At 61.8% G+C, this 22,049-nt stretch carries 15 protein-coding genes; 4 read left to right on the plus strand and 11 right to left on the minus strand.

Going from position 1 to position 22,049, the window contains the following annotated elements; translation table 11 throughout:
• Positions 1 to 116 precede the first annotated feature (116 nt).
• Entirely contained in the window at positions 117 to 1,001 is an 885-nt protein-coding gene (locus ACO1XS_RS00935; protein WP_486389818.1) for a LysR family transcriptional regulator, read from the plus strand.
• Positions 1,002 to 1,503: 502 nt separating this feature from the next.
• Positions 1,504 to 3,777 (plus strand): copper-transporting P-type ATPase, encoded by a 2,274-nt coding sequence (locus ACO1XS_RS00940; protein ID WP_414720234.1) that lies wholly within the window; start codon positions 1,504 to 1,506, stop codon positions 3,775 to 3,777.
• Between the two features lie 303 nt (positions 3,778 to 4,080).
• Here the strand turns inward: ACO1XS_RS00940 and ACO1XS_RS00945 are convergent, their stop codons facing one another.
• The 4 genes from ACO1XS_RS00945 to ACO1XS_RS00960 all read right to left on the minus strand — a co-directional run bounded on the left by ACO1XS_RS00945 (position 4,081) and on the right by ACO1XS_RS00960 (position 12,201).
• The gene (locus ACO1XS_RS00945; RefSeq protein WP_486389819.1) at positions 4,081 to 5,139 is read right to left on the minus strand and encodes a hypothetical protein; all 1,059 of its coding nucleotides are present in this window, start codon (positions 5,137 to 5,139) and stop codon (positions 4,081 to 4,083) included.
• 44 nt (positions 5,140 to 5,183) lie between these two features.
• Positions 5,184 to 6,311 (minus strand): hypothetical protein, encoded by a 1,128-nt coding sequence (locus tag ACO1XS_RS00950; protein ID WP_440560798.1) that lies wholly within the window; start codon positions 6,309 to 6,311, stop codon positions 5,184 to 5,186.
• Positions 6,312 to 6,411: 100 nt separating this feature from the next.
• Complete coding sequence (locus ACO1XS_RS00955) at positions 6,412 to 10,098, minus strand: PLL family lectin (RefSeq protein ID WP_486389820.1); 3,687 nt, start codon at positions 10,096 to 10,098, stop codon at positions 6,412 to 6,414.
• An 882-nt stretch (positions 10,099 to 10,980) separates the two neighbouring features.
• A complete protein-coding gene (locus ACO1XS_RS00960) occupies positions 10,981 to 12,201 on the minus strand; it encodes an MFS transporter (protein WP_486389821.1) in 1,221 nt (406 codons plus the stop codon).
• Positions 12,202 to 12,294: 93 nt separating this feature from the next.
• Between ACO1XS_RS00960 and ACO1XS_RS00965 the strand changes: the two genes are divergently transcribed.
• Complete coding sequence (locus ACO1XS_RS00965; protein ID WP_486389822.1) at positions 12,295 to 13,647, plus strand: aminotransferase-like domain-containing protein; 1,353 nt, start codon at positions 12,295 to 12,297, stop codon at positions 13,645 to 13,647.
• 15 nt (positions 13,648 to 13,662) lie between these two features.
• On the opposite strand, the gene ACO1XS_RS00970 is transcribed toward ACO1XS_RS00965, so the two are convergent.
• Entirely contained in the window at positions 13,663 to 14,343 is a 681-nt protein-coding gene (locus ACO1XS_RS00970; RefSeq protein ID WP_486389823.1) for an exonuclease/endonuclease/phosphatase family protein, read from the minus strand.
• Between the two features lie 522 nt (positions 14,344 to 14,865).
• Between ACO1XS_RS00970 and arsH the strand changes: the two genes are divergently transcribed.
• Positions 14,866 to 15,621: an arsenical resistance protein ArsH gene (gene arsH, locus ACO1XS_RS00975; protein WP_481582445.1), complete on the plus strand. Its 756-nt coding sequence runs from the start codon at positions 14,866 to 14,868 to the stop codon at positions 15,619 to 15,621.
• A 66-nt stretch (positions 15,622 to 15,687) separates the two neighbouring features.
• Here arsH and ACO1XS_RS00980 read toward each other — a convergent pair whose 3' ends face one another.
• Genes ACO1XS_RS00980 through ACO1XS_RS01005 form a run of 6 tightly spaced genes read right to left on the minus strand, consistent with a single transcriptional unit; the run spans position 15,688 to position 22,046 of the window.
• Positions 15,688 to 15,984 carry a hypothetical protein gene (locus tag ACO1XS_RS00980; RefSeq protein WP_481582444.1) on the minus strand — a complete coding sequence of 99 codons (297 nt, stop codon included), beginning with the start codon at positions 15,982 to 15,984 and terminating at the stop codon, positions 15,688 to 15,690.
• Positions 15,985 to 16,044: 60 nt separating this feature from the next.
• Positions 16,045 to 16,533 carry a hotdog family protein gene (locus ACO1XS_RS00985; protein ID WP_331570207.1) on the minus strand — a complete coding sequence of 163 codons (489 nt, stop codon included), beginning with the start codon at positions 16,531 to 16,533 and terminating at the stop codon, positions 16,045 to 16,047.
• Between the two features lie 4 nt (positions 16,534 to 16,537).
• On the minus strand, positions 16,538 to 17,350 hold the full coding sequence (locus tag ACO1XS_RS00990) for a beta-ketoacyl synthase chain length factor (RefSeq protein WP_486389824.1): 813 nt from the start codon (positions 17,348 to 17,350) through the stop codon (positions 16,538 to 16,540).
• Entirely contained in the window at positions 17,347 to 18,588 is a 1,242-nt protein-coding gene (locus ACO1XS_RS00995) for a beta-ketoacyl-[acyl-carrier-protein] synthase family protein (protein ID WP_486389825.1), read from the minus strand. The genes ACO1XS_RS00990 and ACO1XS_RS00995 overlap by 4 nt, the downstream gene beginning before the upstream one ends.
• Positions 18,589 to 18,615: 27 nt before the next feature.
• Positions 18,616 to 19,530: a polysaccharide deacetylase family protein gene (locus ACO1XS_RS01000; protein WP_486389826.1), complete on the minus strand. Its 915-nt coding sequence runs from the start codon at positions 19,528 to 19,530 to the stop codon at positions 18,616 to 18,618.
• Positions 19,527 to 22,046, minus strand: a complete 2,520-nt coding sequence (locus tag ACO1XS_RS01005) for an MMPL family transporter (protein WP_486389827.1) — start codon at positions 22,044 to 22,046, stop codon at positions 19,527 to 19,529. The genes ACO1XS_RS01000 and ACO1XS_RS01005 overlap by 4 nt, the downstream gene beginning before the upstream one ends.
• Positions 22,047 to 22,049 lie beyond the last annotated feature (3 nt).

Raw genomic sequence — 22,049 nt, forward strand, 5'->3', positions numbered from 1 at the left:
TGCGCTCCTCGAATTCGATCATGCGGGGGAGGCTGTATCATCCGCCTACTGACCTGAATAGGAAAAGTTGAATTTTCTGAGCAGCTGATTCAGATTTTCCAAACTGGAGAATTTCGATGCGCGAGATCAGTCTCGACCGCCTGCGCACGCTGGTTGCGATCGCGGACCACGGGTCCTTTTTAGCTGCGGCGCGGCTGCTGCATCTCGCACCACCGACTGTCAGCCTCCACATCGCCGAACTGGAAGACCGCGTCGGTGCCCCGTTGCTGTCCCGCAAGCGAGGGGACGTGCGGCCGTCGGCAATCGGCGAAGTGCTGGTGGAGCGGGCGCGCCATCTGCTTGCAGAGATCGAGTCGACGCTGGACGACCTCAGCCGGCAGGTGCAGGGGCTGGCCGGGCGCGTACGCCTGGGCGCGTCTACCGGCGCGATCGCGCATTTGTTGCCGCAGTCGGTAGCGCAACTTCGCGAGCAGTACCCGGACATCGACGTGCAGATCGCGGTACTCACGTCGCAGGAGACGCTGGCGCGGCTCGCGCAAGGCACGCTCGATGTGGGGCTCGTCGCCCTGCCGCAATCCCCGGTCGCGGGACTCGCGATCCGGTCGTGGCGCCGCGATCCGGTCATGGCCTTCCTGCCTGCCGACTGGCGTTGCCCGGCCCGAATTACGCCCGCGTGGCTCGCGAAGCAACCCCTGATTCTCAACGATGCGACAACGCGCCTGTCGCGGCTCATATCGGAATGGTTCGCGTTGGGCGGCTACCGGCCGGTGCCGCGGATCGAACTCAATTTCAACGACGCAATCAAGAGCCTTGTCGCCGCAGGCTATGGCGCGGCGCTCTTGCCGCATGAGGCGGGGGCGCCGCAGTCGAATGCGCGCATTGTGATGCGTCCGCTGCGCCCAGCCCTCTCGCGGGAGCTGGGCATTGCCCATCGGGCGGGCCCGATCGAGCGCGCGACACAGCACGTGCTCGACGCATTGTGGGAACTCAAGGCGCGGTAGATTGCGGCGCGCTCCGGAGGGCTGACCGGCTCTCGGCGAAGGCGTTGTCAGCGCACCGCCGCAAGCCCCGGATCGATGCCGGTGGCTGCGACCGATGCATCCCAGAGTCGCCGTGCAAGCGCGGGGTCCTGCGCCGTCGGTGCCAGCTTGGCTTCCCCCGAGACTCCTTGTACCCGCCGAAGCCTATCGGGCCGTAGTAGCCGCCGGGTTTCACCCGTCCGGTCGTGGCCTGCAAGGTGGGCCTGCTCGATGCACCGGGAAGCGAACGCCAGACAGAAATGCCGAAACTCTTGGCAGCACTCGAGAGCCCATCCGCGGCCGAGCCCATAGGCCGATACTCGCAATATGGCGCTCTTGACTTTCCCATTGTGGGAAGGTTGAAGATTCAGCAGTTGGCCGGTCAACCGCATTGCGGTTGACCCAGGATAGATACCGGATATGAGAACCGTGAATCGCGAGGAATCCGCATGGTGCTGGCGGAGAGTAGAAAAGGAGCGTCAAGATGAGCGGTCAACATGGAGCAGACGAGCCTCACCGTCACCGGATTTCCGGGCACGCGTCACCGGGCGGGCATGACGCACCTGAGACGGACGAGCACGACCCTTGCGCGAGGCACGGACACGACGCGCATGCTCATCACCATCAGGACCATCAGCAGCCACACGAAGTTCGTGAGGGCACCATCTACACGTGCCCGATGCACCCGGAAATTCGCCAGGACCATCCCGGGCAATGTCCGAAGTGCGGCATGGCGCTCGAACCGATTCTGCCCAGCGTCGACGATGGTGAGAATCCGGAACTGGTGGATTTCCGACGCCGGTTCTGGTGGACGTTGCCACTGACCGTCGTAGTTTTCGTGCTGGCGATGTTTGGCCATCGCCTCGGACTGATGAACGCCGGCACCGAAAACTGGGTCGAGTTCATCGTCTCTACGCCAGTCGTCCTGTGGGCAGGCCTGCCGTTTTTTGAACGGTGCGTGCGCTCATTCATGAACCGCAGCCCCAACATGTGGACGCTCATCGGGCTAGGGACAGGCGCGGCTTATATCTACAGTGTCATCGCCACCCTTTTCCCCAGCGTATTTCCTGAAACGTACAGCGCGCACGGCCGAGTCAGCGTGTATTTTGAAGCGGCGGCGGTCATCATTTCGCTGACGCTTGTCGGGCAATTGCTCGAACTGAAGGCCCGCTCGCAAACATCCGCAGCCATCAAGGCGCTGCTCGGGCTCGCCCCCAAGACCGCCCGACGCATCAACCCCGACGGCTCCGAGGAAGACGTTCCGTTGTCCCATGTGCATGTGGGCGACCTGCTTCGCGTGCGACCCGGCGAGAAAGTCCCCACGGATGGCGTGGTGACCGATGGCTCGAGTTCGCTGGACGAGTCCATGATTACTGGCGAGCCCATTCCCGTCACGAAGCGCGTTGGGGACCACGTCATTGGCGCAACGATGAACGCGACGGGCAGTCTCGTCATTCGATCAGAAAAGGTCGGCTCCGAGACCGTACTGTCGCAAATCGTCCAGATGGTCGCGCAGGCGCAACGGTCTCGGGCGCCCATGCAACGTATGGCGGACAAGGTAGCCGGGGTGTTTGTCGTCGGGGTCGTCAGCGTCGCGCTTCTCACTTTCATTGTGTGGGGCATCTTTGGACCCCAGCCTAGCTGGGTATTCGGTCTAATCAATGCGGTGGCGGTGCTCATCATCGCGTGCCCGTGTGCGCTGGGCCTTGCGACGCCGATGTCGATCATGGTCGCAAGCGGCAAAGGCGCCACAACCGGGATTCTCTTTCGAGATGCAGCCGCGATCGAAAATCTGCGCAAGGTCGATGTGCTCATTGTCGACAAGACGGGAACGCTGACCGAGGGGCGTCCAGCTTTCGAGCAGGCCGTGGGCACAAACGGATACACGAGCGATGAAGTGCTTCGTCTGGCGGCGAGTCTGGACCAAGGTAGTGAGCATCCGCTTGCCGCAGCCATCGTTGCCGCTGCGCGTGAGAAGAATTTCACTTTGGACCGCCCGGACAATTTTGAATCTGCGACGGGCATTGGCGTGCGAGGACTGGTCGCCGGCAGAACACTCGCGCTTGGCAACACCGCGCTGATGCAGACTGACGCTGTCTCTGTGGAATCCCTGGCCAAGGAGGCGGACGGTATGCGCGCGCAAGGCGCCAGTGTCATGTACTTGGCGGCCGATGGCGGCCTGGCCGGACTGCTGGCAGTCGCGGACCCGATAAAGGCGACGACGCCGGAGGCGCTTTCGACATTGAAGGAGAACGGTATTCGCGTCGTGATGGCGACCGGCGATGGCGTGGTCACTGCCAAGGCCGTCGCCGAGAAGCTCGGCATCGATGAGTTCCATGGCGAGGTGAAGCCTGCCGACAAGCTCGAACTGGTGACACAGCTTCAGCAAGCCCGACATGTCGTGGCGATGGCTGGGGACGGTATCAACGATGCTCCGGCACTCGCGAAAGCCGATGTCGGCGTTGCGATGGGAACGGGCACGGACGTGGCGATGAGCAGTGCGCAAGTGACGCTCGTCAAGGGCGACTTGCGCGGTATTGCGCGTGCGCGAGAGCTATCCGAGGCAACGGTCGCCAACATGAAGCAAAACCTTGGCTTCGCGTTCGTGTACAACGCATTCGGCGTTCCGCTGGCGGCCGGCGTGCTTTACCCGTTCACCGGGTTGCTGCTCTCGCCGATGATTGCAGCGCTTGCGATGAGCCTGAGTTCAGCTTCCGTCATTTCGAACGCGCTGCGACTGCGAAACGCGAAGATTTAGCTTGTCGTGCAGCATGAAGCGTTAGCACGGACGGCGAAGCAACCGATATTGTGAATCGGATAACCACAGGCAGGACGCACCCAAGAGCACACGGCGCGCGCCGCCGCCCCGTCCATCATTTGTAATAGGCCCACCCTACCGGCCCGCGCTCTAAAATCGGCCCACCAACCTGCAGGCGCTCGTCAAGGCTGAAGCATCGCCGTATCGGGATTTCATCACCTAACGCACGAAGAGGGGAAGGGTCAAAGTTGGGACACGATACGCGCCTCGCCGCCGCGAGTCGCGTATCGAACCAAGCACTGCCTAGCTAGACGCGGCCACCACGTAGGTCACCTGCCCAACCGGTGCAATCTGTTGTGGCCCGACGCCTACCGTCTGCGGAGCTTGTGCATACCGTGAATCGAGCACTCCAAGCTCCAGCGCACGACCATATTTTTCTTGCGGCACCTCGTAGTTCACGCTCAGGGTGAGGGAACTGCCCGCAGCAGGTACTTGACCTGAGGTATTCCAGTACTGGAACGCGACGGATGAATTAAACCCGGGGTCCACGTCGATCTGAATGCCGGCTACGTAGCTATTGCCCGTGGTCTTCATCGGCTGCAGCAGGATGGACTTCATTTCAGGAGTGAAGCAGTCGCCGATCAGAGCTATGGTGTCGCCCGCTGGGATGCCTTGGGTGGATATCGTGAGTTGCAACGTCGCGGATTCTCCGATGCTCATCGGAATGTTGAATCCCATCCGGGCGAGCAGAGGACCATTGACCGGGTCGAAGGTCAGTACGTTGCGAAACCCGATACCCATTTGCTGGGTCAGCAGTTGAGACATCTCCAGCCAACTGCTTATCGTGGGGATGGCCGCCGCGTTGTTCTGCGCAACGAAGCTATAGAACGCGTTGGGGTTCGGCAGTGACTCGACGCCGGTGTCGAGCACAAAGCCGTCGTTGCCGACCCCGACAAAGCCCGGCGCGGCCTGCACCTTCACGCCTTCGCTGCCGGCAGCGGTCAGCAGCGGATTGTTCTTCCAGGTCGAAGGAAATAGGATCAACTGGGCCGGCGTCCAGAACAGGCTGATTTCGCCGTCGAAGTCATCCGTCGAGCCGTTAAGCCCGCGCACGTAGTAGTAGTTTTTGCCCGGCGTTGGAGAAGTGGGATAGATCGTGTTCCAACTGCTGACCGTGCCGAAAGTCTTCTGCGGGTCGGCAACCGGCGTGCTGCTCTGAATGATGTCGGGGCAGGCATTGAACGGGGCCACGGCCGGAAGCGTGCCTTGAGACTTGAGGTTGTCTCGCAGATACAGGCCGTCGTAGGTCGAAGCGGTTCCCTGCAGCGCCGGCGCTGCGTCATGCGCAAATGCTGTGCTCATTGAAAGTCTCCTTGCTCTAGGGATGACGGAAATCTTCGGGGCCGTCACTTGATGGCCGGGTTGGTCGTAACTTGCCAGTTGTAGGTGCCCTGGATGATCCAAGCGGTAGGCTCGACGCCGACCAGCTCGGGACAACTACGGCGCAGGCGCAACATGAACTCGGTATCGATGAGGTTGCGCGAGATTGCTTCGAGATAACTTTGCGTGCCTGCCACGTAATTGACCGACATCGGCACGCGCGCCCCTGAAGTCGGCGGCTGGCCGTTGGGGCTGTACATGTTGACCGTCATGAGCGACTGGTAACCCGGATCCAGAACGGCGGATGACACGCCCAAAAGAATTCCGTCTTGCGTGACCTTGGTGCGGCCAAGCTTGATCGGATTGCCTTGTGAGTCCGGGCGGCTGCTGTAGAACTCCGCATCCCAGCCGACATAGCCGGTGGGGGCGATGAAGATGGAATACGCATTGGTGGTTGGGTAGTCGCTCGGAATGTTGAGCGGCGTCGTGTACTGCCACGTTGGCGTGGCTGCGATCATCGATGTGTTGCGCCACCCCCAGCCCAGGTTGTTCATGATCAACGCGCCCATGTCCAACGCGGTATCGACGCTTGGAAAGGGATTGCTGTTGTTAGCGTCGTTGAACTGGGCGAACACGCAGTAGTGATCGCTGCCCGGAGGGGGCGGAGTGACATTGGTCCACACGAAGGTCGCATCGCACACGCCCACCGCGCCGGGAGCCAGGTTGGTGATGTTGCCGGACGTGCCGCCGATGTCCGTCTTGATGACATTGTTCTGCCACTGGCTCGGCGCATTGATGATGCCGGAAGGGGCGTAGTACAGCTGCACCGTGTTGGTCTTGTTCGAGGTCGCCCCGTTCTTGCCGCGAACGTAGAGGATGTTGGTCTGGCCTGAGTAGATGTTGTTGTTCGACGACGTGGCGTAGCTCGAGTCCGTGGCGAGAGCGGTTTGATAGTTTGCGATGGGCGTGCTGCCGGCGAACCAGATGTCCGGCGAGGCAGAGTATGGGCCGCCGGCAGGGACGCTTCCCGTGTTGCCCGAGTTGGGACGCATATAGGTCCCATTGAATTCACTCGTGCCTTGGACCAGGACCAACGGCAGGCCCACAGGCGTGCGGCTGACGAAAGCTGAGCTCTTGGGTGTGCGAATGAGCATAGCGGTCTCCTATTTTGGGAGGGGTGAGTAAGTCGGGGGTAGCGATGGCTATGAGGCGAGCCAAGATGCCGACTCTTGCCGGCGTCTTGGCTCGGTTGGCTCAGTGTGCGAGAGCCGGCACAGCGTCAGGCGCAGCGCCGGACGCGGCGCCGCGTACTGCGCCAAGCATGGCGTCGAGCCCGATGCGAGGCACGGCGCCAGGCACCGCTGCCAAGCGACGCGACTCGTTGCTCGAATTGTTCAGATCCGCGAATCCCAGGATGCCGGCAGACGTGAGGCACAGCGCATCCGCCGCTGCGATCACCACCAGAGAGATCCCGCTCGTCGCGGTCTCGACAGCGGGCAGCTTGAGCAGCTTGCCGATCTCCGGGATGAGCATCACGATGTTGCCAGCCTGCGAGTAGCCCGAGAGTTTTGTGAAAGTGACTCCGGTGACCACCGCGTGACCTACGCCATAAAGCGACGCCAGCACAATGCCCCAGACGGTGTCGTTGTTCTCGGGGAATGCCTCGTCGTAGATCGTGAAGGCCGAGTCGAGCGTCACGCCCAGGGTCGTGTAGAGGTACATCCACTTGCTTGCACCGTCGGCCGTGGCGCAGTCCGGACCGCCGGACGAGAAAATCCACGGACAGGCTGCGGCCTGAGCGACGATCTCGCCGCCCAGGGCAAACTTCGTGAGCGTCTTGACCAAAGGGTCCACGACACCGGCCCCGGTAGTAGGGCGCACGTCGAGGGCCGCGGAGACGAAGGCGTAAACCGTTGTGGAGACAATGGAGGCAATGCCCAAGAGTTCTTGCGCTGCACTCGGCGTGTTGTCCTGGACGGACGTGGCCTGCACCTTGGATGCCTTGACGGATACGGCTTTGCCGGCCGCGCTGGTCGCCGCGAGGCCAGAGTTGGTCAGCATCGTTTGCGCGCTGAAGGAGGCCTTGAAGCTGTCCACGCTCGCCTGATCCGGGAAAGGCGCCTTGCCGTAGATCGCCTTGTAGATGATCGTCGAGGGAATGGCGAGCACGAGTGCAAACAAGTCACCCAGGCTCATCTGCGATCCATTCGTGAGCCAAGCGTAGAACTGCGTCACGAACGGGATGTTCCAATCGGCGGTGAACAGGTCCTTCAGCGAAGTCAGGAAGGTCTGCACCAACTGCAGCACCCCGTCGACGACGGCTTGAACGCCCGAGAGCATAGCGTTGGCGAGGCCTTGCATGACCCGCAACAGTGCGCTGAGTAGTTGGCTGAAGATTTGGTCGGGACTGCCGCCCAGGTTGTTCATGTACGCGAGCGCGTCATTGAACGCTGGATCGTTCTCCACTGACGTTGCCAGGCTCTGTATCTGCTGGGTCAAGATGTCCCAAGGACCGGTGTTGGAGGCGGGCACCGCCGTGGTTTGCTTCGCTGCGGGCGAGTTCTCCACAGTAGCGTTAAGCACGATGTTGTTGGAATTGCCCGAGCTGTAGACCGGCTCGGTCGGCGTTTGCGAATCGGTGTAGCCACCCAGCGTTGATGTGCCGCCTACGCTGTTGACCAACTGATCGAAGATGATACTTATCTGGTCCTTGACCTGAGCGATGGCCTGGTCGAACTTGACCTGGATGCCGCCGACCGCACCGGGGAGGAAATCCAGGAATTGGTCCAGTGTGTAGTACAGCGCATCGTGGGTGCGCAGGATGTCCGGCCAGGAGAACAGGAAGCCGAGCCATTCGAAGATCTGTTCGAAGATCACCTTCACCTGGGCAAAGAACACCTCGACAAGGTCGAAGGCGTCTTGCACGAACTGCACAATCGTCTCGAAGAGGTACTGAACACCGTTGACCACGAAGGTGATGGCTGCTTTGACGGCGTTGCCGACCGTGGTGATGATGGTGTCGACGACGTCCAGGATGCCGCTGACCACCCCCTCGACGAAATCGCCGATGCTGCCGATCCAGTCCATGAAGCCACCCACCGACTGAGTGGTCAGCACATGCTTGGCACGTTTTTCGTGGATCAGGTGCTCGGCCTGCTGCGCCGTCAGCGTGCGGAACTTGGGCTTGCCCGCGCTGAAATCGAGCTGCCAATGCCGGGCTTGAGTCGGGGCACCCAGACGGGTCAAGTCCGCGGTTCGGTCGGCTTCGACGCACGACACACCCTGCTTGGGAGCCGCGCCCAGGACAGGAGTTTGCAAGGAGCGCTTCACGGAAGCGGACTGCGTCAGCGCCATGCACTCGTTGAAGGCCGAGGCAAGTTCATTAGTCTGTTCGACGGTGCGGTACTGGTCTTGCAGTAGGTACTGTCCATCCGCCGTGCGCGCGTCCATCAAGTCGTTGCCGGTGACTGTGGCGAGTTGCGCCTGTACTCCGGCATATTGTTCGAGCGCGATCGCTTGCCCTGAGGGCATCACGTTGACGAGATTGATCTGCAGCGCGGGAATGCCGAGCATGCCTGTGCCTTGCGTGATGCTCAGCGATCCACCGGGCGAACAGGTAAGGTTCGCTGGCGTATGGGCGTCCACGGTGTAGCTCGCCCCGTTGACGACGATCTGAGTTTGCGACGACGCCCATACCTGTACGGGTGCATTCGGCATCGGGGCGCCAGCCGCGTCATAAACCATGATGTCGGTGGAGTACGAGATAAACTCCTCGACCTGCCCCGAAGTTGGCACCTCCAGGGAGGTAATCTGCCAGTTGCCGCTGTCCTGCTGCTCGATGAGCAGGCTGAGCGTGGCCTGGGTCGTTCCCACCGTGAATGCTTCGATGTCTCCCTGATCGAGTTGAGTCACACCGAGCAGCGCGACACCCGTCTGGATCACCATGGTGTTGGACCACCCCGTGGCCGATTGCTGGTTCGGTGTGAAATGGCATAAATGCGCGCCGGTGTCGAGCGTGAACAGTTCGATCTGCCCAGACGCAGACACCGCGCTTTGCACGTCCCGGAAGCTCATGCTTTGGGTGACCTGAGCCCAGCTATAGGGGACGCCACCCGAGCCGCCCACCATCTGATAAAGGTTTCCGTCGGACAGCACGCTGAAATACTTGTTGTTGCCGGCGGTATCCAGGCTCGTCGTGACCGCCAAGGACTTGAACGTGGCGGCGAACGGATAGCGTTTCACCTGCTGCGTCGAGACGTTGTAGCCGAGGTACACCGTATCGAGCACCGTGAATTCGGCGGTGCTGGCCGACGAGCCGGACCAGACGCAATTGAGCGAAGACAGGGTCACTGACGTGGACTGAAATACGCCCGGCTTTTGATCCCAAACGGAGGTCGCCAGTGCATAGGAACTGCCCGGGGACGCGCTCTGGAACTTGGTGAGTGCGGCCACATAGAGCTTGCCTGCTACCTGCGCGGCATACAGGCCTGCAATAGCCGTCGCGTTCACGGGCAGCGGTAAAGTGGCCGTCATCATGCTTCCCCAGCGGGCGGCTCCCGTTTTGCTGGTCTCGACAACGTAGTTGAGGTTGAGATTGTTTGCCGCGAACAGTACGATGCGGCCCGCGGAGTTCAGCCCGGCCACGACCCAGCGCGCGGCCAATCCCGTGCTCATTGCGTTGTAGCCGGTGTCGCTCGTCGGATCGGGAAAGAAATTCCAGACGGTGCCATCGGTGCCGACAGTGAACGCTTCCACCTGACCGTTGCCGTTTCGTATGGCGACGATGTCTCCCCCGCCATGTACGGCTGCAGCGATCCGGTATTGCTGCATGAACTTGGTTTCGGTCTCGATGCGGGGAGAGGAAGCGTCGGTTGCCCGGGCATAAGGCCTAGCCACGGCTTGCGCCACAGCCGTCTTGATGCTGGGAAGTTTCTGGGTCATGACTGACAACTCCTGTAGAAGTGGTCGGGCAGACCCGGCGAGGCGTGACCCCCACCGTGCTCCCCGATGGTTTCGAGATCCGCCTTCATGGGCGGAGCAAACGAAATTGACGTCTCAGAAGCGATGTTTAGGTGAGGGTGACAAAACCGATGCCCCGTACATCGTCTGTTCTTATTCCCTTGATTCGTCGTCGAGTGTCGGCTTGATCAGGTTTCTTCTCGCGCACAAGACGGCGATAAAGCTGAGGGCTTTTCGCCCTTGAAATCGATTACGTTGAGATTAATAAGCGATAATCTGAAGTGGTGCCGTGAATTGCTGCGCCACAAGGAGGGCTGGCATGGTGAAATATCGGGCTCATCGTGTCCCTTAGTTATTAAAAACGACACCTGTTGCGTAATCTAGTTCTCCGGGGAACATACAAGTAGCTGTTAGAGTTAACAGGTATGATCACCCAATGTAGTATTTATTTCATAAGTTCATCGGATTTCCGATGCGATTTGCGTATGAAACTCAATACTGCAGACCATCGTTATTTCTGCGACGGTCGTGTGCGGTATTGTTTAAATGACGCTGTAATCGTTTTTAGAGGGAAAAGATCTACCCCGAAATGGAATTTCCCGATAAACCGTTCGGCGACGGTTCAAACCATTTCGACGCTTGCACATGGATTCCCCGGCGAGGTGGGCTCGCCGATCGCATCGTGCCAATGCTCAAAGGGCATCTGGCTGGTCACGATCGTTGGACGGCTACCATGCTTTTGTGCAGCGTGCGGCGTGGACCGAGCGCGGCCATCGCCATATTGAATTGAGCGGATTCGCCGAAACCGCATTTCCAGACGAACGCATCGCCTATCGGCACGCTGGACCGTTATATTGGGTCAACTCAATTTTCAGGCGTGACTCGCGCATAAGCGGACGCGGGAGTCGTTTCTCGCGTGCATACCATCCAGAGCGCAAGCAACGCCGTTGCGATGACGATCCCGCCGTCGAAGACCCAAAGCGTCGGGTTCACGCCGATGCGGTCCGCCATTAGCCCACTTGCGACCACGGGCACGCTGAATCCGCAATATGCAAAAAGGAAATAGCCGGATGTCGCTCGTGCTCGGTTGGCGTCGCTCGCACTGGCCGCATTTGCAGCGAGGCCCGCGGAATAGGTAAAGCCGTATGAAGCGGCTCCGACGAGCATTGCACCGATCAGAAGCACCGGCAATGACTGAAGCACTACGCCGGCAATCAAGACTGTGAGACCGCACGGTATGAGGAGCATCCCGATGCGCAGCGAACTCAGAGGCGATAGTTTGCGGGCCATCGGCTGAACGACGAGCCCGGTCGAGATGACGAAGAACGTCGCGAAACCGGTCCATGCATCGTGTCCATGGGACGAGAGCGCTGCAGGAACGAGACCGATGACCATTCCGGATGCAGACCATGCAATGAATACGGCGATGCCGTAGGGCAGCGTTCCGCTGACGAAGACAGGCATGCGCAGCCATGATGACGAACGGGAAAATGACGACTCTCGGATCATGGCCAGCAAGACCATACCCGACACGGCGCAACCAATATAGGCACCATAGCTTATCGGAGTGTGCTGAGACGGCGCAGCCAGAAGGCAAAGGCCAGTAGCGAGCGCGCCGCTACCAAATCCCAGCGAGGTCGATGCCGCCACGATGACCGCCGCTCGCGTGGACGCTGCCGAGCGAGACCCGAGCAGTTCGACCAGGAACTGGGTTCCGCAACCGGCCATCAGGCCTGTGGCAATGCCGCACAATATGCGCGCCGCCGCGAGAGCCTCCAGTCGAGGCCAGTTCATCGGCACCGCTGTTGCAACAGTCGTGAGCAGTAGCGCGATAGCCAACGGCCACTTACGCCCGAAGCGATCCGATATGCCGCCCAGAAAGATCAACGTCGGCAATAATCCCGCCACGTAACAGGCAAAGGCAACCGTTTGTGCCCCGGCGCCCAGGTGACTGGCTCTGGCGTAGGTCGTATAGAGCGGCGCCTGAAGGTTCACCGCGCTCGTAATGAGGAAAAGCGTCAACGCTACTACGTAGACGGGCCATCGATCCGCGCGTGAACCGGATGGGAAAAGAACATCGCTCATGGGCGCCTTCGGAAATTGATTTTCGCGAAAGTATTGCTGCGTTCCGTTTCTAGTGCAATCATTACATTGCACTAATATCAATTCATCGAGATCATGGCTGCTCCGGCGCGATACCGAGAACATCTGGAAAGACTTGCTTCGTTGATTCAGGATGGCTCGCTCGCCGCGGGGAGTCAGTTGATGGCCCACCGCGACTACGCGCAAGCACATGGCATTGCTGCGGCAACCGCTGCCCGCGTATATCGAGAACTGATCGAGCGCGGCTTGGCGGTAGGCGAAGTAGGACGCGGCACGTTTGTCCGCACGCAGGTGACGCGCGCCGCGGCGGAGTTTTCGCAGACCAGCGAGCGTGACGCGGATTTGATCGACTTGGCGTTTAACTATCCGGTTTTGCCTGAGCAAGCCGTGCAGTTGCGTCGAGCGCTGCGAACGCTATCGGACAAGGGAGACATAGCGACGTTGCTCGACTATCACCCGCCCCCCGGACGTCTGGAGGACAGGGAGGCGGCAGCAAAGTGGTTATCCACTGCCGACGCTCCCATCGATACCGCGGACGTCATGGTCTGCAGTGGTAGCCAGCATGCCCTTAACGTCATTTTGTCGAGCCTTCTCACTCGGCGTGATCTCGTCGCCGTCGAGTCATTGACGTATCCCGGATTCAAAAATGCCGCAAAGCTTTTGGACATCCCATTGGTCGGCGTTCAGATGGACGACAGCGGCATCGTTCCGGATTCTCTGGATGAGCTTTGCCGCAAGCATCGGGGCCGAATTCGGGTCGTCTATACGATGCCCACGGTCCACAACCCGACCGGTGTGGTAATGCCACTCGAACGCAGGCTCGCCCTGGTTGACGTGGCACATCGTCACGACCTCTTATTGGTCGATGACAGCGTATACGGATTTCTCGAGGCTTCGCCGCCACCGACGCTGCGAAGCCTGGCTCCGGATAGGGTGGTGGAAATTCACAGCATGTCGAAGAGCGCGGCACCGGGCTTGAGAACGGGCTATCTGGTCGCGCCCGCGCGGCTCAGAAAACGACTTTATGAAGGACTGCATGCCACCCTATGGTCGGCAAGCGCAATCACTGCCGGGCTGGTTTCCGCGTGGATGCGCGACGGAACGCTTGCTCGCTGGATCGTCGCGAAGCGCAACGAGGCGCGATTGCGGCAAGAGGTTGCACGACGTCTCCTCGGGGCATGGCCGATCACGGCGCACCCAACTAGTTTTCATTTCTTACTCGAGCTGCCGAAACCATGGAGGCCTGACGCCTTGGTAGACGCATTGAAAGGACAAGGCGTAGCGATTGCGCCCTTGGCCGCATTCGCTACGCCTAATGTGCCGTCAACCCGGTCTGTGAGGATCGCCATGGCTGCTCCCATGACGATCCGGCAGCTCGAAATCGGGCTTGCAACCGTGGCCGATACGCTGATAAAGGGACCGTGCTAACTCCCATCCCCCCGATCAAAACTCGAGCTGAAACAACACCGGCCGGTGATCAGGACCATCCATCGTCTGGAAGTCCTTATGGAACTCTGTGTAACCGTTCGCTGCCGCCAGTTTGACGCCCTTGCCTGCAAGACACCAATCCAGGATGCCGCCGCTAGCCTGCGTCATATCGGGCCAGCAGCTCGCGCAATGGGACCCGGCTGGTAGGTTGAGCTTGTTGAAGTTGGCCATATCCCAGTTCATATCGCCCGCGATCGCCCAGGTGTCGCCGAGCGCACCGTGCATGAATTCGGCTGCATTCTCGATCTGGTTTTTTGTCAGGCCCGTCTGACCGGATTTGAAATGAGCAAATCCGACCCCGAGCTTGTTCTCGATCGTACACAACAGGAAGTTGCGATTCAGGTGGTTCAGCTGGTCGTAGGACAAACTAAAACCGACGGACTTTTTGTGCATGACGACATAGGCATTGCTATGCCCACCGTCGAGCGATTCGCAAAGGTAGTGCTCGGAATACACGCTCTTTAGAAAAGCAATGTAGTCTTGGATTCGCGCCGAGTGCACCTCGCAGAGAAAGATCAAGTCCGTCCCTCGCTTGCAGCAAAAGTCGACGAACTCGGAAACCTTTTGCTGCTTGAAGGGATCCGACGACTGCCCGTTTTTCTCGATGTTGAAAGCTGCGATGGTGATGTAAGTCATGTTCGTTGCTCCTCTCAAAGCAATGTGGGGACTTGCTGGCGATGTATGTCATGCGTCTCGGCTGCGGGGCCGACACCGGAATAGCTCGGATCGATGGGGCTGATCCGAGACGCGTCTCGCGTATTTGGGAAGGTACGGGAACAGCAGGTCCGCGATAAATACGTCAAATGCGGTATCACCCGACGAAACGCAGCGAAACCGGGAAATTGCCTCGCGACTGGGTCGATCGTTTGCTGAGCCTTGGGTGTGTCGCGATACAGACGAACCCATTCCCACCGATCTCGAACTCGCGACGTATCTCGTTCGGCACGGCGTCCAGCGGCTGGTCGAGATCAAGCCCATGCCAGACTGATGACCGAACTCGCGGGCTGCGGAACGGAAGCCGTTATCATCGGTGACAGCCGGCCACGCGCGAAGCGCCTGGCGGCCGAGCAGATCTCCTTCAAACGCCTCCGCCCGTGCAAATGCGAGCCGTCGCGGTGAGCTCATCGCATCGCAGACAATTGCCTTAATATCGACGTAATGGACCCTCTCCTCCCAGCCGCCAACCCCGAATTCCTCGACACCGCGATAGCGGCACGTCTGGGCATGCCGGACGCCCCACCGGTGCGCATCCTGCTGCTCTACGGCTCGTTGCGCCAGCGTTCCTATTCCCGCTTGCTCGTAGAGGAAGCCGCTCGCCTGCTGCAGCATTTCGGTGCCGAGACGCGCATATTCGATCCGCGCGGGCTGCCTTACCCCGATGCGGTCGAAGGCAACGACCACCCGAAGGTCAAGGAATTACGCGACCTTTCGATCTGGTCCGAGGGCCAGGTCTGGTGCAGTCCTGAACGTCACGGCACGATTTCCGGCGTCATGAAGACGCAGATCGACCAGCTACCTCTGTTCATGGGCGGTATCCGCCCCACGCAGGGCCGAACGCTCGCCGTCATGCAAGTAAGCGGCGGCTCCCAATCGTTCAACACGGTCAATCAATTGCGCCAGCTCGGCCGATGGATGCGCATGTTCACCATCCCGAATCAAAGTTCGGTCGCCAAAGCGTTCGAGGAGTTCGACGACGAAGGGCGTATGAAGCCGTCGCCATACTACGACCGCGTCGTCGACGTGATGGAGGAACTCGTGAAGTTCACGTTGCTGCTACGCGGGCGGTCCGATTACCTCGTCGACCGATACAGCGAACGTGTCGCAGCAGGGCGGCCGCTCGATCCGGCGACCGACCTTGCGTCGTTGGCGGTGGGGCGGGGCGAGTCGACGCCACCGCAAGATGACATCGAGTAAAAGCAGTCGCAACGCTGCGATCCATCGCCGAAGCTCATCGAACGCCGCCCACCGCCCAGGCTTCGGCTACTTGCTCGTCTCTTCGTCCGACGTCGCCTTATCCTTGCCGACCGCCTTCCGGACAGCATGTTTGGTCGCGTAGTACCCACTGCGCGCACCGCTTGCGATGGCGTGGCCGGCTGCCTTGGCGGTACTGGCCGCGCCATGTGCAGCCTCGCGCGCATCCTCGCCGAATTTCTTGCCGGCGGCTTTCACGTTCTCTTTCGCCTCATGCGCCGTTTCCTTCACGTCCGCATAAGCGGCAGGGCTCAATATCGCCGGAATCAAAGCGACAAGCAGCAAACGACGGACTGTTGTTCTCATATGATTGCTCCTTTTCATCGTCATAAAGTTCATCGGAGGTCCTGAAGATCGGCCATCCTTTCAACCGGCCTCTTGCCGCGAGACGGCACCGACAGCCGAGGCGTCGAGAATCACGGCGGCGCGCCCTTCGACTATCGTCTGGTGATCACAGCTAACAACGAACCGATAGAGGATATTGTTGACATCGCCACTGATTCTCGTGGCTTCGACAACAAGCGGTGCCTCCAGTGTGTCGAGCCGCTCGACATGCGTTTGCACGTTGCGCACGCTCGCGAGAAACCCCGCGCGCGGCCGCTCCGAAGCTGCGCCGAGCACCGCCCCGTGTACCGCCATCGCTTGCGCGGCATATTCGATCGCACAAACAGCGGCAAGACGGCCGTTCATGCGCAGTGGATTACCGGGATCGCGGTGGCTCGTTGCCGTACAGCGGATGGTTTCTTCATCCCATTGCACGACTTCATCGAGCAGGCACATCGCGCCACTATGCGGAATGTGCGCGGCGATCCACGCATGATCGAGCGGCAGTGAGGATCGATTGTCAGCAGTCATTGCGTCAGGTTTTACTAGCATCGACGGGCACGACCTCCACCCGCAGACGTAAATGGTCCAGATAATCGAGCACAACGGTCCGGGCCTGCTTTGCGGCCAGCGCTTCGAGTAATGGCAATGCACGCGCCGCGGGATTGCCGAGACGCACCGCTTCGAGTGCCGGCGACGCAAGCGTCGTCGCCGGCGCATCGGTCAACTCGACATCGATACGCGCCACGGCGCGCTCGCTTTCGCGCGGCGTCAGCACCAGTGCGACGCCAAATGCATCCGCCGTAGGGCGAACACCGCGCAGCGGATCCGGGTATTCGGTATCGAATGCGATCAGCAGCGAATCCTGCGCATCCACGCTGACCGCGCAAAGGCTATCGAGCAGCCCCGCGCAGAAGCTCCCATCGTAGGCACACAAGACGTTCGACGAGGTCATGGCATGGGCCGCGATGCTCCAATATCCCGCGGGCGCGTTATGAACCGAGTTATGAAACCGTGTCGGCGAAATCTCCCGTTCGTCGCCTGCGAGCGTTTCGCAGATTGCATGGCAGTTCTCTCCATCGCCACCCGATGCCGTGAAGACGGTGCTCAGTGCGTCGGCGTCGCGCCCGCTCGCTTGCGCCGCTTCGAAGCCGATTGCGAGCGCCAACCGCACGGGTTGGCTCGTGCGGCGTCGCTCGGCCGATGGCAGGGCGGCGGGTGCGGGAATGGCGGCCGGCGCGTGGACATACGCCTGAGCGCCGCTCAGTACCGGCACGGCTTGCGGCCAATTGGCGAAGCCGGGGCCGATGAGTCCGAGCCCCTCGATATATGCGCTCGTCTTGCTCATGATGTTTCACTTCCTCCGCGCACGCTATTACGGCGGCCAAGAATGAGGCTGCAATTGGTGCCGCCGAAACCGAACGAGTTGCTGAGTACGGTACGCACTCGCGCGTCCCGGCTTGCAAGGACATAGTCCAGTTGCAAGACCGGATCGGGCTGCGTCGTGCCGACCCCGGCAGGCACGAACTGATGGCGCAACGCGAGCGCCGAAACCACGGCCTCCAATGCGCCTGCCGCGCCGAGCGTGTGGCCGGTCGCACCCTTGGTGGAGCTCGCAGGCGTTCCGTCGAACAGGGCATTGAGCGCAAGGGATTCGGCGACATCGTTGCTCGGCGTCGCGGTACCGTGCAGATTGACGTAGTCGATATCGGCTGGGCCCAAGCCGGCCGTCGCAAGCGCGCCTTCGATCGCGCGCCGCGCACCGAGTCCCTCCGGATGCGGCGACGACATATGATGCGCATCGCTCGATTCACCGATGCCGAGCAACAGGATCGCGTCATCGCTCGTCTCCGTACCCATCCCCGCACGGTGGCCGTTGCGCGGCCGCTCGAGCAGGAAGAATGCCGCTGCTTCTCCTATCGAAATGCCCTTGCGCGTTATATCGAATGGCTTGCACGGTTCGGAAGAAAGCAGTTCGAGCGAGTTGAAACCGTAAAGCGTGGTCAGGCACAGCGAATCGACGCCCCCGACAACGGCCGCGTCGATCAACCCGGCCTCGATCATGCGGCGGGCCGAAGCAAAAGCCTTCGCACCCGATGAACATGCCGACGAAATCACGGCCGCCGGCCCGACGAGGCCGAAGTACGCACGCACGAAAGCGGCGAGCGAGTACGTGTTGTGCGTTTCGGCGTAGTGGAAGTCGGCCGGCAGCGCGCCGCTTTGCGGATCGCGCCGTCGATAGGCGAGCTCGGTCTGGAGAATGCCCGAGGTGCTCGTGCCGAGAAACACGCCGACGCGCGCGACCCCGTAGCGCGCCGCGGCGGATTCGACGGCTTCGGCGAAACCGTCCTGCGTCAGACCGAGTTGCGCGAGCCGATGATTGCGGCAATCGAACGCGCTGAGATCGGCGCGTACCGGGGTGTCGTCGACGCCGTCGACGGTGCCGATCCATGTCTCGAGTTCGGCACGCTCGAAGCGGCACGGCGCCAGGCCGCCGCGAGACTCGCGTAACGCTTGCAAAGTGGCGTCGAGGCCTCTGCCGATGCAGCTCGTCGCGGTGAAGTGGGTCAGTTGCAGTGGTTTCACAGGAATCAATCCGGATGCCGATGTACTTTATCGATGATGAGCGGTCGTCTTGGCGACCGTTACCGTTGCGTTGGTCTCGGGTACTTCCGTAATGGCGGCACGCAGCGTCGTGCATTGCAGTCGCGCGTCGCGCGCCGCACGCAATACTGTGTCGAGTGCATCGAGCACGACCGGCCGGCCTCGCACGTCGCGCGCGGCGTGGCCGTCATGCAGCAGCAGGATGTCGCGCGGCGCGAGGCCGTGCAGCAGCCGCTTTGCGACGAGGCCGGCATCGGATGTCCGAGTATCGAATCCGCGCCGCGTCCAACTCGCGAGCTGCAGGCCGAGCCGGCACAGCACGGGCTCGAGAAACGGGTTGCGCAGTCCGGCGGGCGCGCGAAAGAAGAGCGGCACCGTACCGCTCAACTCCGTCAGCGTGCGTTGGGCGGCATCGATCTCGCGTTGCAGGCCGCCCGGCCCAAGCAGCGAAAAATGATGCCGATGATGCTGGCTGTGGTTTTCAATGGCGTGTCCCTGCGTCGCGATCGCTTCGACGAGCGCGGGATGGCGGCGCGCGGTTTCGCCGATGCAGAAGAACGTCGCATGAGCTTCATAGCGATCGAGCAGGTCGAGCACGCGCGGCGTGACCTCGGGATCGGGGCCGTCGTCTATCGTGATCGCAATCTGCTGCCGGTCAGCGGCGGACTCGGGCAACGCGGTCCAGTTGGGTCCGAGCCACGCGCTGCGCGGCCACAGCCCTGCGGCCGTCAGCACGGTATGAGAAAGCGCGACTGCGCCGGCCGCATAGGGCCAACACGCCGGTTGCACGGCCAGTGCTGTGACGGCGCCTGCGTGCAATGCAATCGTGCTGCCGACGAGCGGGGTGGGGCGCCAGCGGCGCGGGTTGCCGGCCTGCGAACCGGCAGACGGACGGACGAGCGGCAGTGGCGTTGGCTCGTTCATGCCGTCTTCCTTTGGCCCGGTTCATCGGTCGTTGCCCGCGACAATACCGTGTGCGGTGCGCGCGGCGCCAGAATCGCCGAAAAGAGCAGCGCCAGAATCGCGCCCGGGCCGACAGTGAGCCCGAACGATTCGAGCATCGGCACATGCGAGAGCGCCAGCAATCCGAATCCTGCGACAGTCGCCAGATTGGCGATCAGCAGCGAGGCAAGCGTCAGCGGTGCAACGGTCTGTGCGGCGGGGGACGTCCCGGCCGAATCGGCACGCGACGCATCGTTTCGTCGATTGAAAAACAGCGCATAGTTCGAGCCGATCGCGACAATCAGCAGCAGCCCGATCAAATGCAGGATCGTGAGCGGCTCATGGAACAGCGCGAACGCAGCCGTGACGACGAGCACGGCCGCGATCAACGGCACGAGCGTGCTGACGACGCGCCGCGGGTCGCGCAATGCGACGAACAGCAGCACGACGATCGCCGCGAATCCAGCCAGCGACAAACGAATGTCCTCGTACACGTAGTTCACGTAGAGGGCGTCGGCTTCTTTTTTGAGGTCGACGAAAAGGGCGCCTGCTACGCCGGCACTGGCGACGGCCGTTTGGATCGCATGCGCGTCGAGACTCGTCTCGTTCGCGGGCTGTGTTGCAGCGCCCGGCTGCGCGGGCGCGCGTAATGAAAGCATCGCTTGCCACTGGCCCTCGCGCTCGGTCAGCAGCGCGTCCACGGCCAGCCCCATCGACGTTCCTCGCAGATCTTCGCGACGCAAAAGCGAAGCGTTGCGCGCTTTCTCGACATCGGCGATGAACGGGGCGAAAACGCCGGGCTTTACGCCGATAGTCTGGTTGGCCACCGCCGAGCGCATGCGCGTTTCGAGCACGTCCGCCGGCGGAAGGCTCGCGAGCCGCGCGCGTTGAGTCGTGTCGCTCGGCAGATAGCGGGCCGGGCTGTCGAAGCCGGCGAGCGTGCCCGAATCGACCAGCGGTTGCAGCCGCGCGGCAATTTTTTCGGCGCCTTCGAGCGCGGCCTGTTCGCTCGCGCCCGAGACGACAACCAGATAGCGGACATCGGGTGCCCCGACATCGGCCCGCAACGCCGCATCGAGCGCCTGGCTCGACGCGGGGACGGGGCTCAGCGACGACAGTTCGTGACTCCACAACTGCCCGCGATGCAGCGCGAGGGCGGCCACTGCGCCGATCATCAGCGCCGCGAACGGCCAGCGCAGGCGAGCTGCCGCATCCGCCGCTCGAGCCAGCAAGGTGCCGAGACCCGAGAGATCGCGAACGGCCGGTGCGCGAGTGCCCAGGTGAGGCAGCACATAACGCGTCACCGCGGCGGCCGCCGCGAGGCCGACCATCGAATAGAGGCCCAGTTGCACGAGCCCCGGGAAGCCTGAGAACAGCATCGACGCGAAGCCGCAGACCGACGTCAACATGCCGAGCCGGATCGTCGGCCAATAACGGGCGATCCATGCGCGCATCGCATCGCCATTGCCCTCTGGCTTGTCATGCCGCGCCGATTGAATGAACAGATAGATGGAATAGTCGACGGCTTCGCCGATCAGCGTCGTACCGAATCCGAGCGTGAGACCGTGCACGGTTCCGAACGCAAGGCTCACTGCCGCGAGGCCCGCAGCCACGCCCGACGCAACGGGAACGAGCCCGAGCGCCAGCGTGAGCGGGGAACGATAGACGAGCAACAACAGCCCGACGATCAGCGCGAGACTGATGACGGACAGCTTCTCGACATCGTGTTTGATCGTATCGCGCGTTTCGACGGAGAACACGCCGGGCCCCGTGAGCAGCAACCGGCATGACGATGCGGCTGGCTTGCCATGCGCGGCTGAGGCGAATGCCGCCCGCACGGCGGCGATCGCACTTTCCTGCGCGTCGGTGTCGGAGCCGGCGCCGGCCGTCTGCACGACGAGCAACGCGCGTTTGCCGTCGCGCGAGGCCCATACGCCATCGGCGGAGGCCGGCTGTGCCTCGCCGTCGAACTGGCCGACGATGGCCGTCACCTCGCCCGTCGGGTCGCGCGGCAGCAGCGCTTTCGACATGAGCCCCGCCGATGAACTCAGCAGATCGAGGCTCTCGCCAAGCGCACTGTGCAGGCCCTCGGCAGAGAACCGCTGCGGCGTGACTGCGGGGCTCAGTACATAGCGATGCTCGAAAACGAAGCGCTCGTCGCGCGCCTGCGTGACGGGCTCGCCGTTGTTCACGGAAACGAAGCGCGAATCGCGGCGCAGTGTGGCGGCAATGCCGCGCGAGAGCTCGGCACGCGTGGCCGCATCGCCGCCTTCGATGGCGACGATGATGAGCCGCGAGATGACGCCCTCGCGCAATTGATCGACGAGCAAACGCTGCTGCGCGCTCGGCGCGCGCGGCAGGAATGCGGAAAGGTCGGCCGTGAAGTGGGCGCGTTGAATCGCGATCGCGCAGCCGATCAGAAACAGCAACCAGAGCTGCACCGCGCGCCGGCGCAGTAGCGCGCGGCGAGGAGAACCGGAATCGGGTCGGTGCGCCATGGG

Source organism: Trinickia sp. (assembly GCF_057351765.1).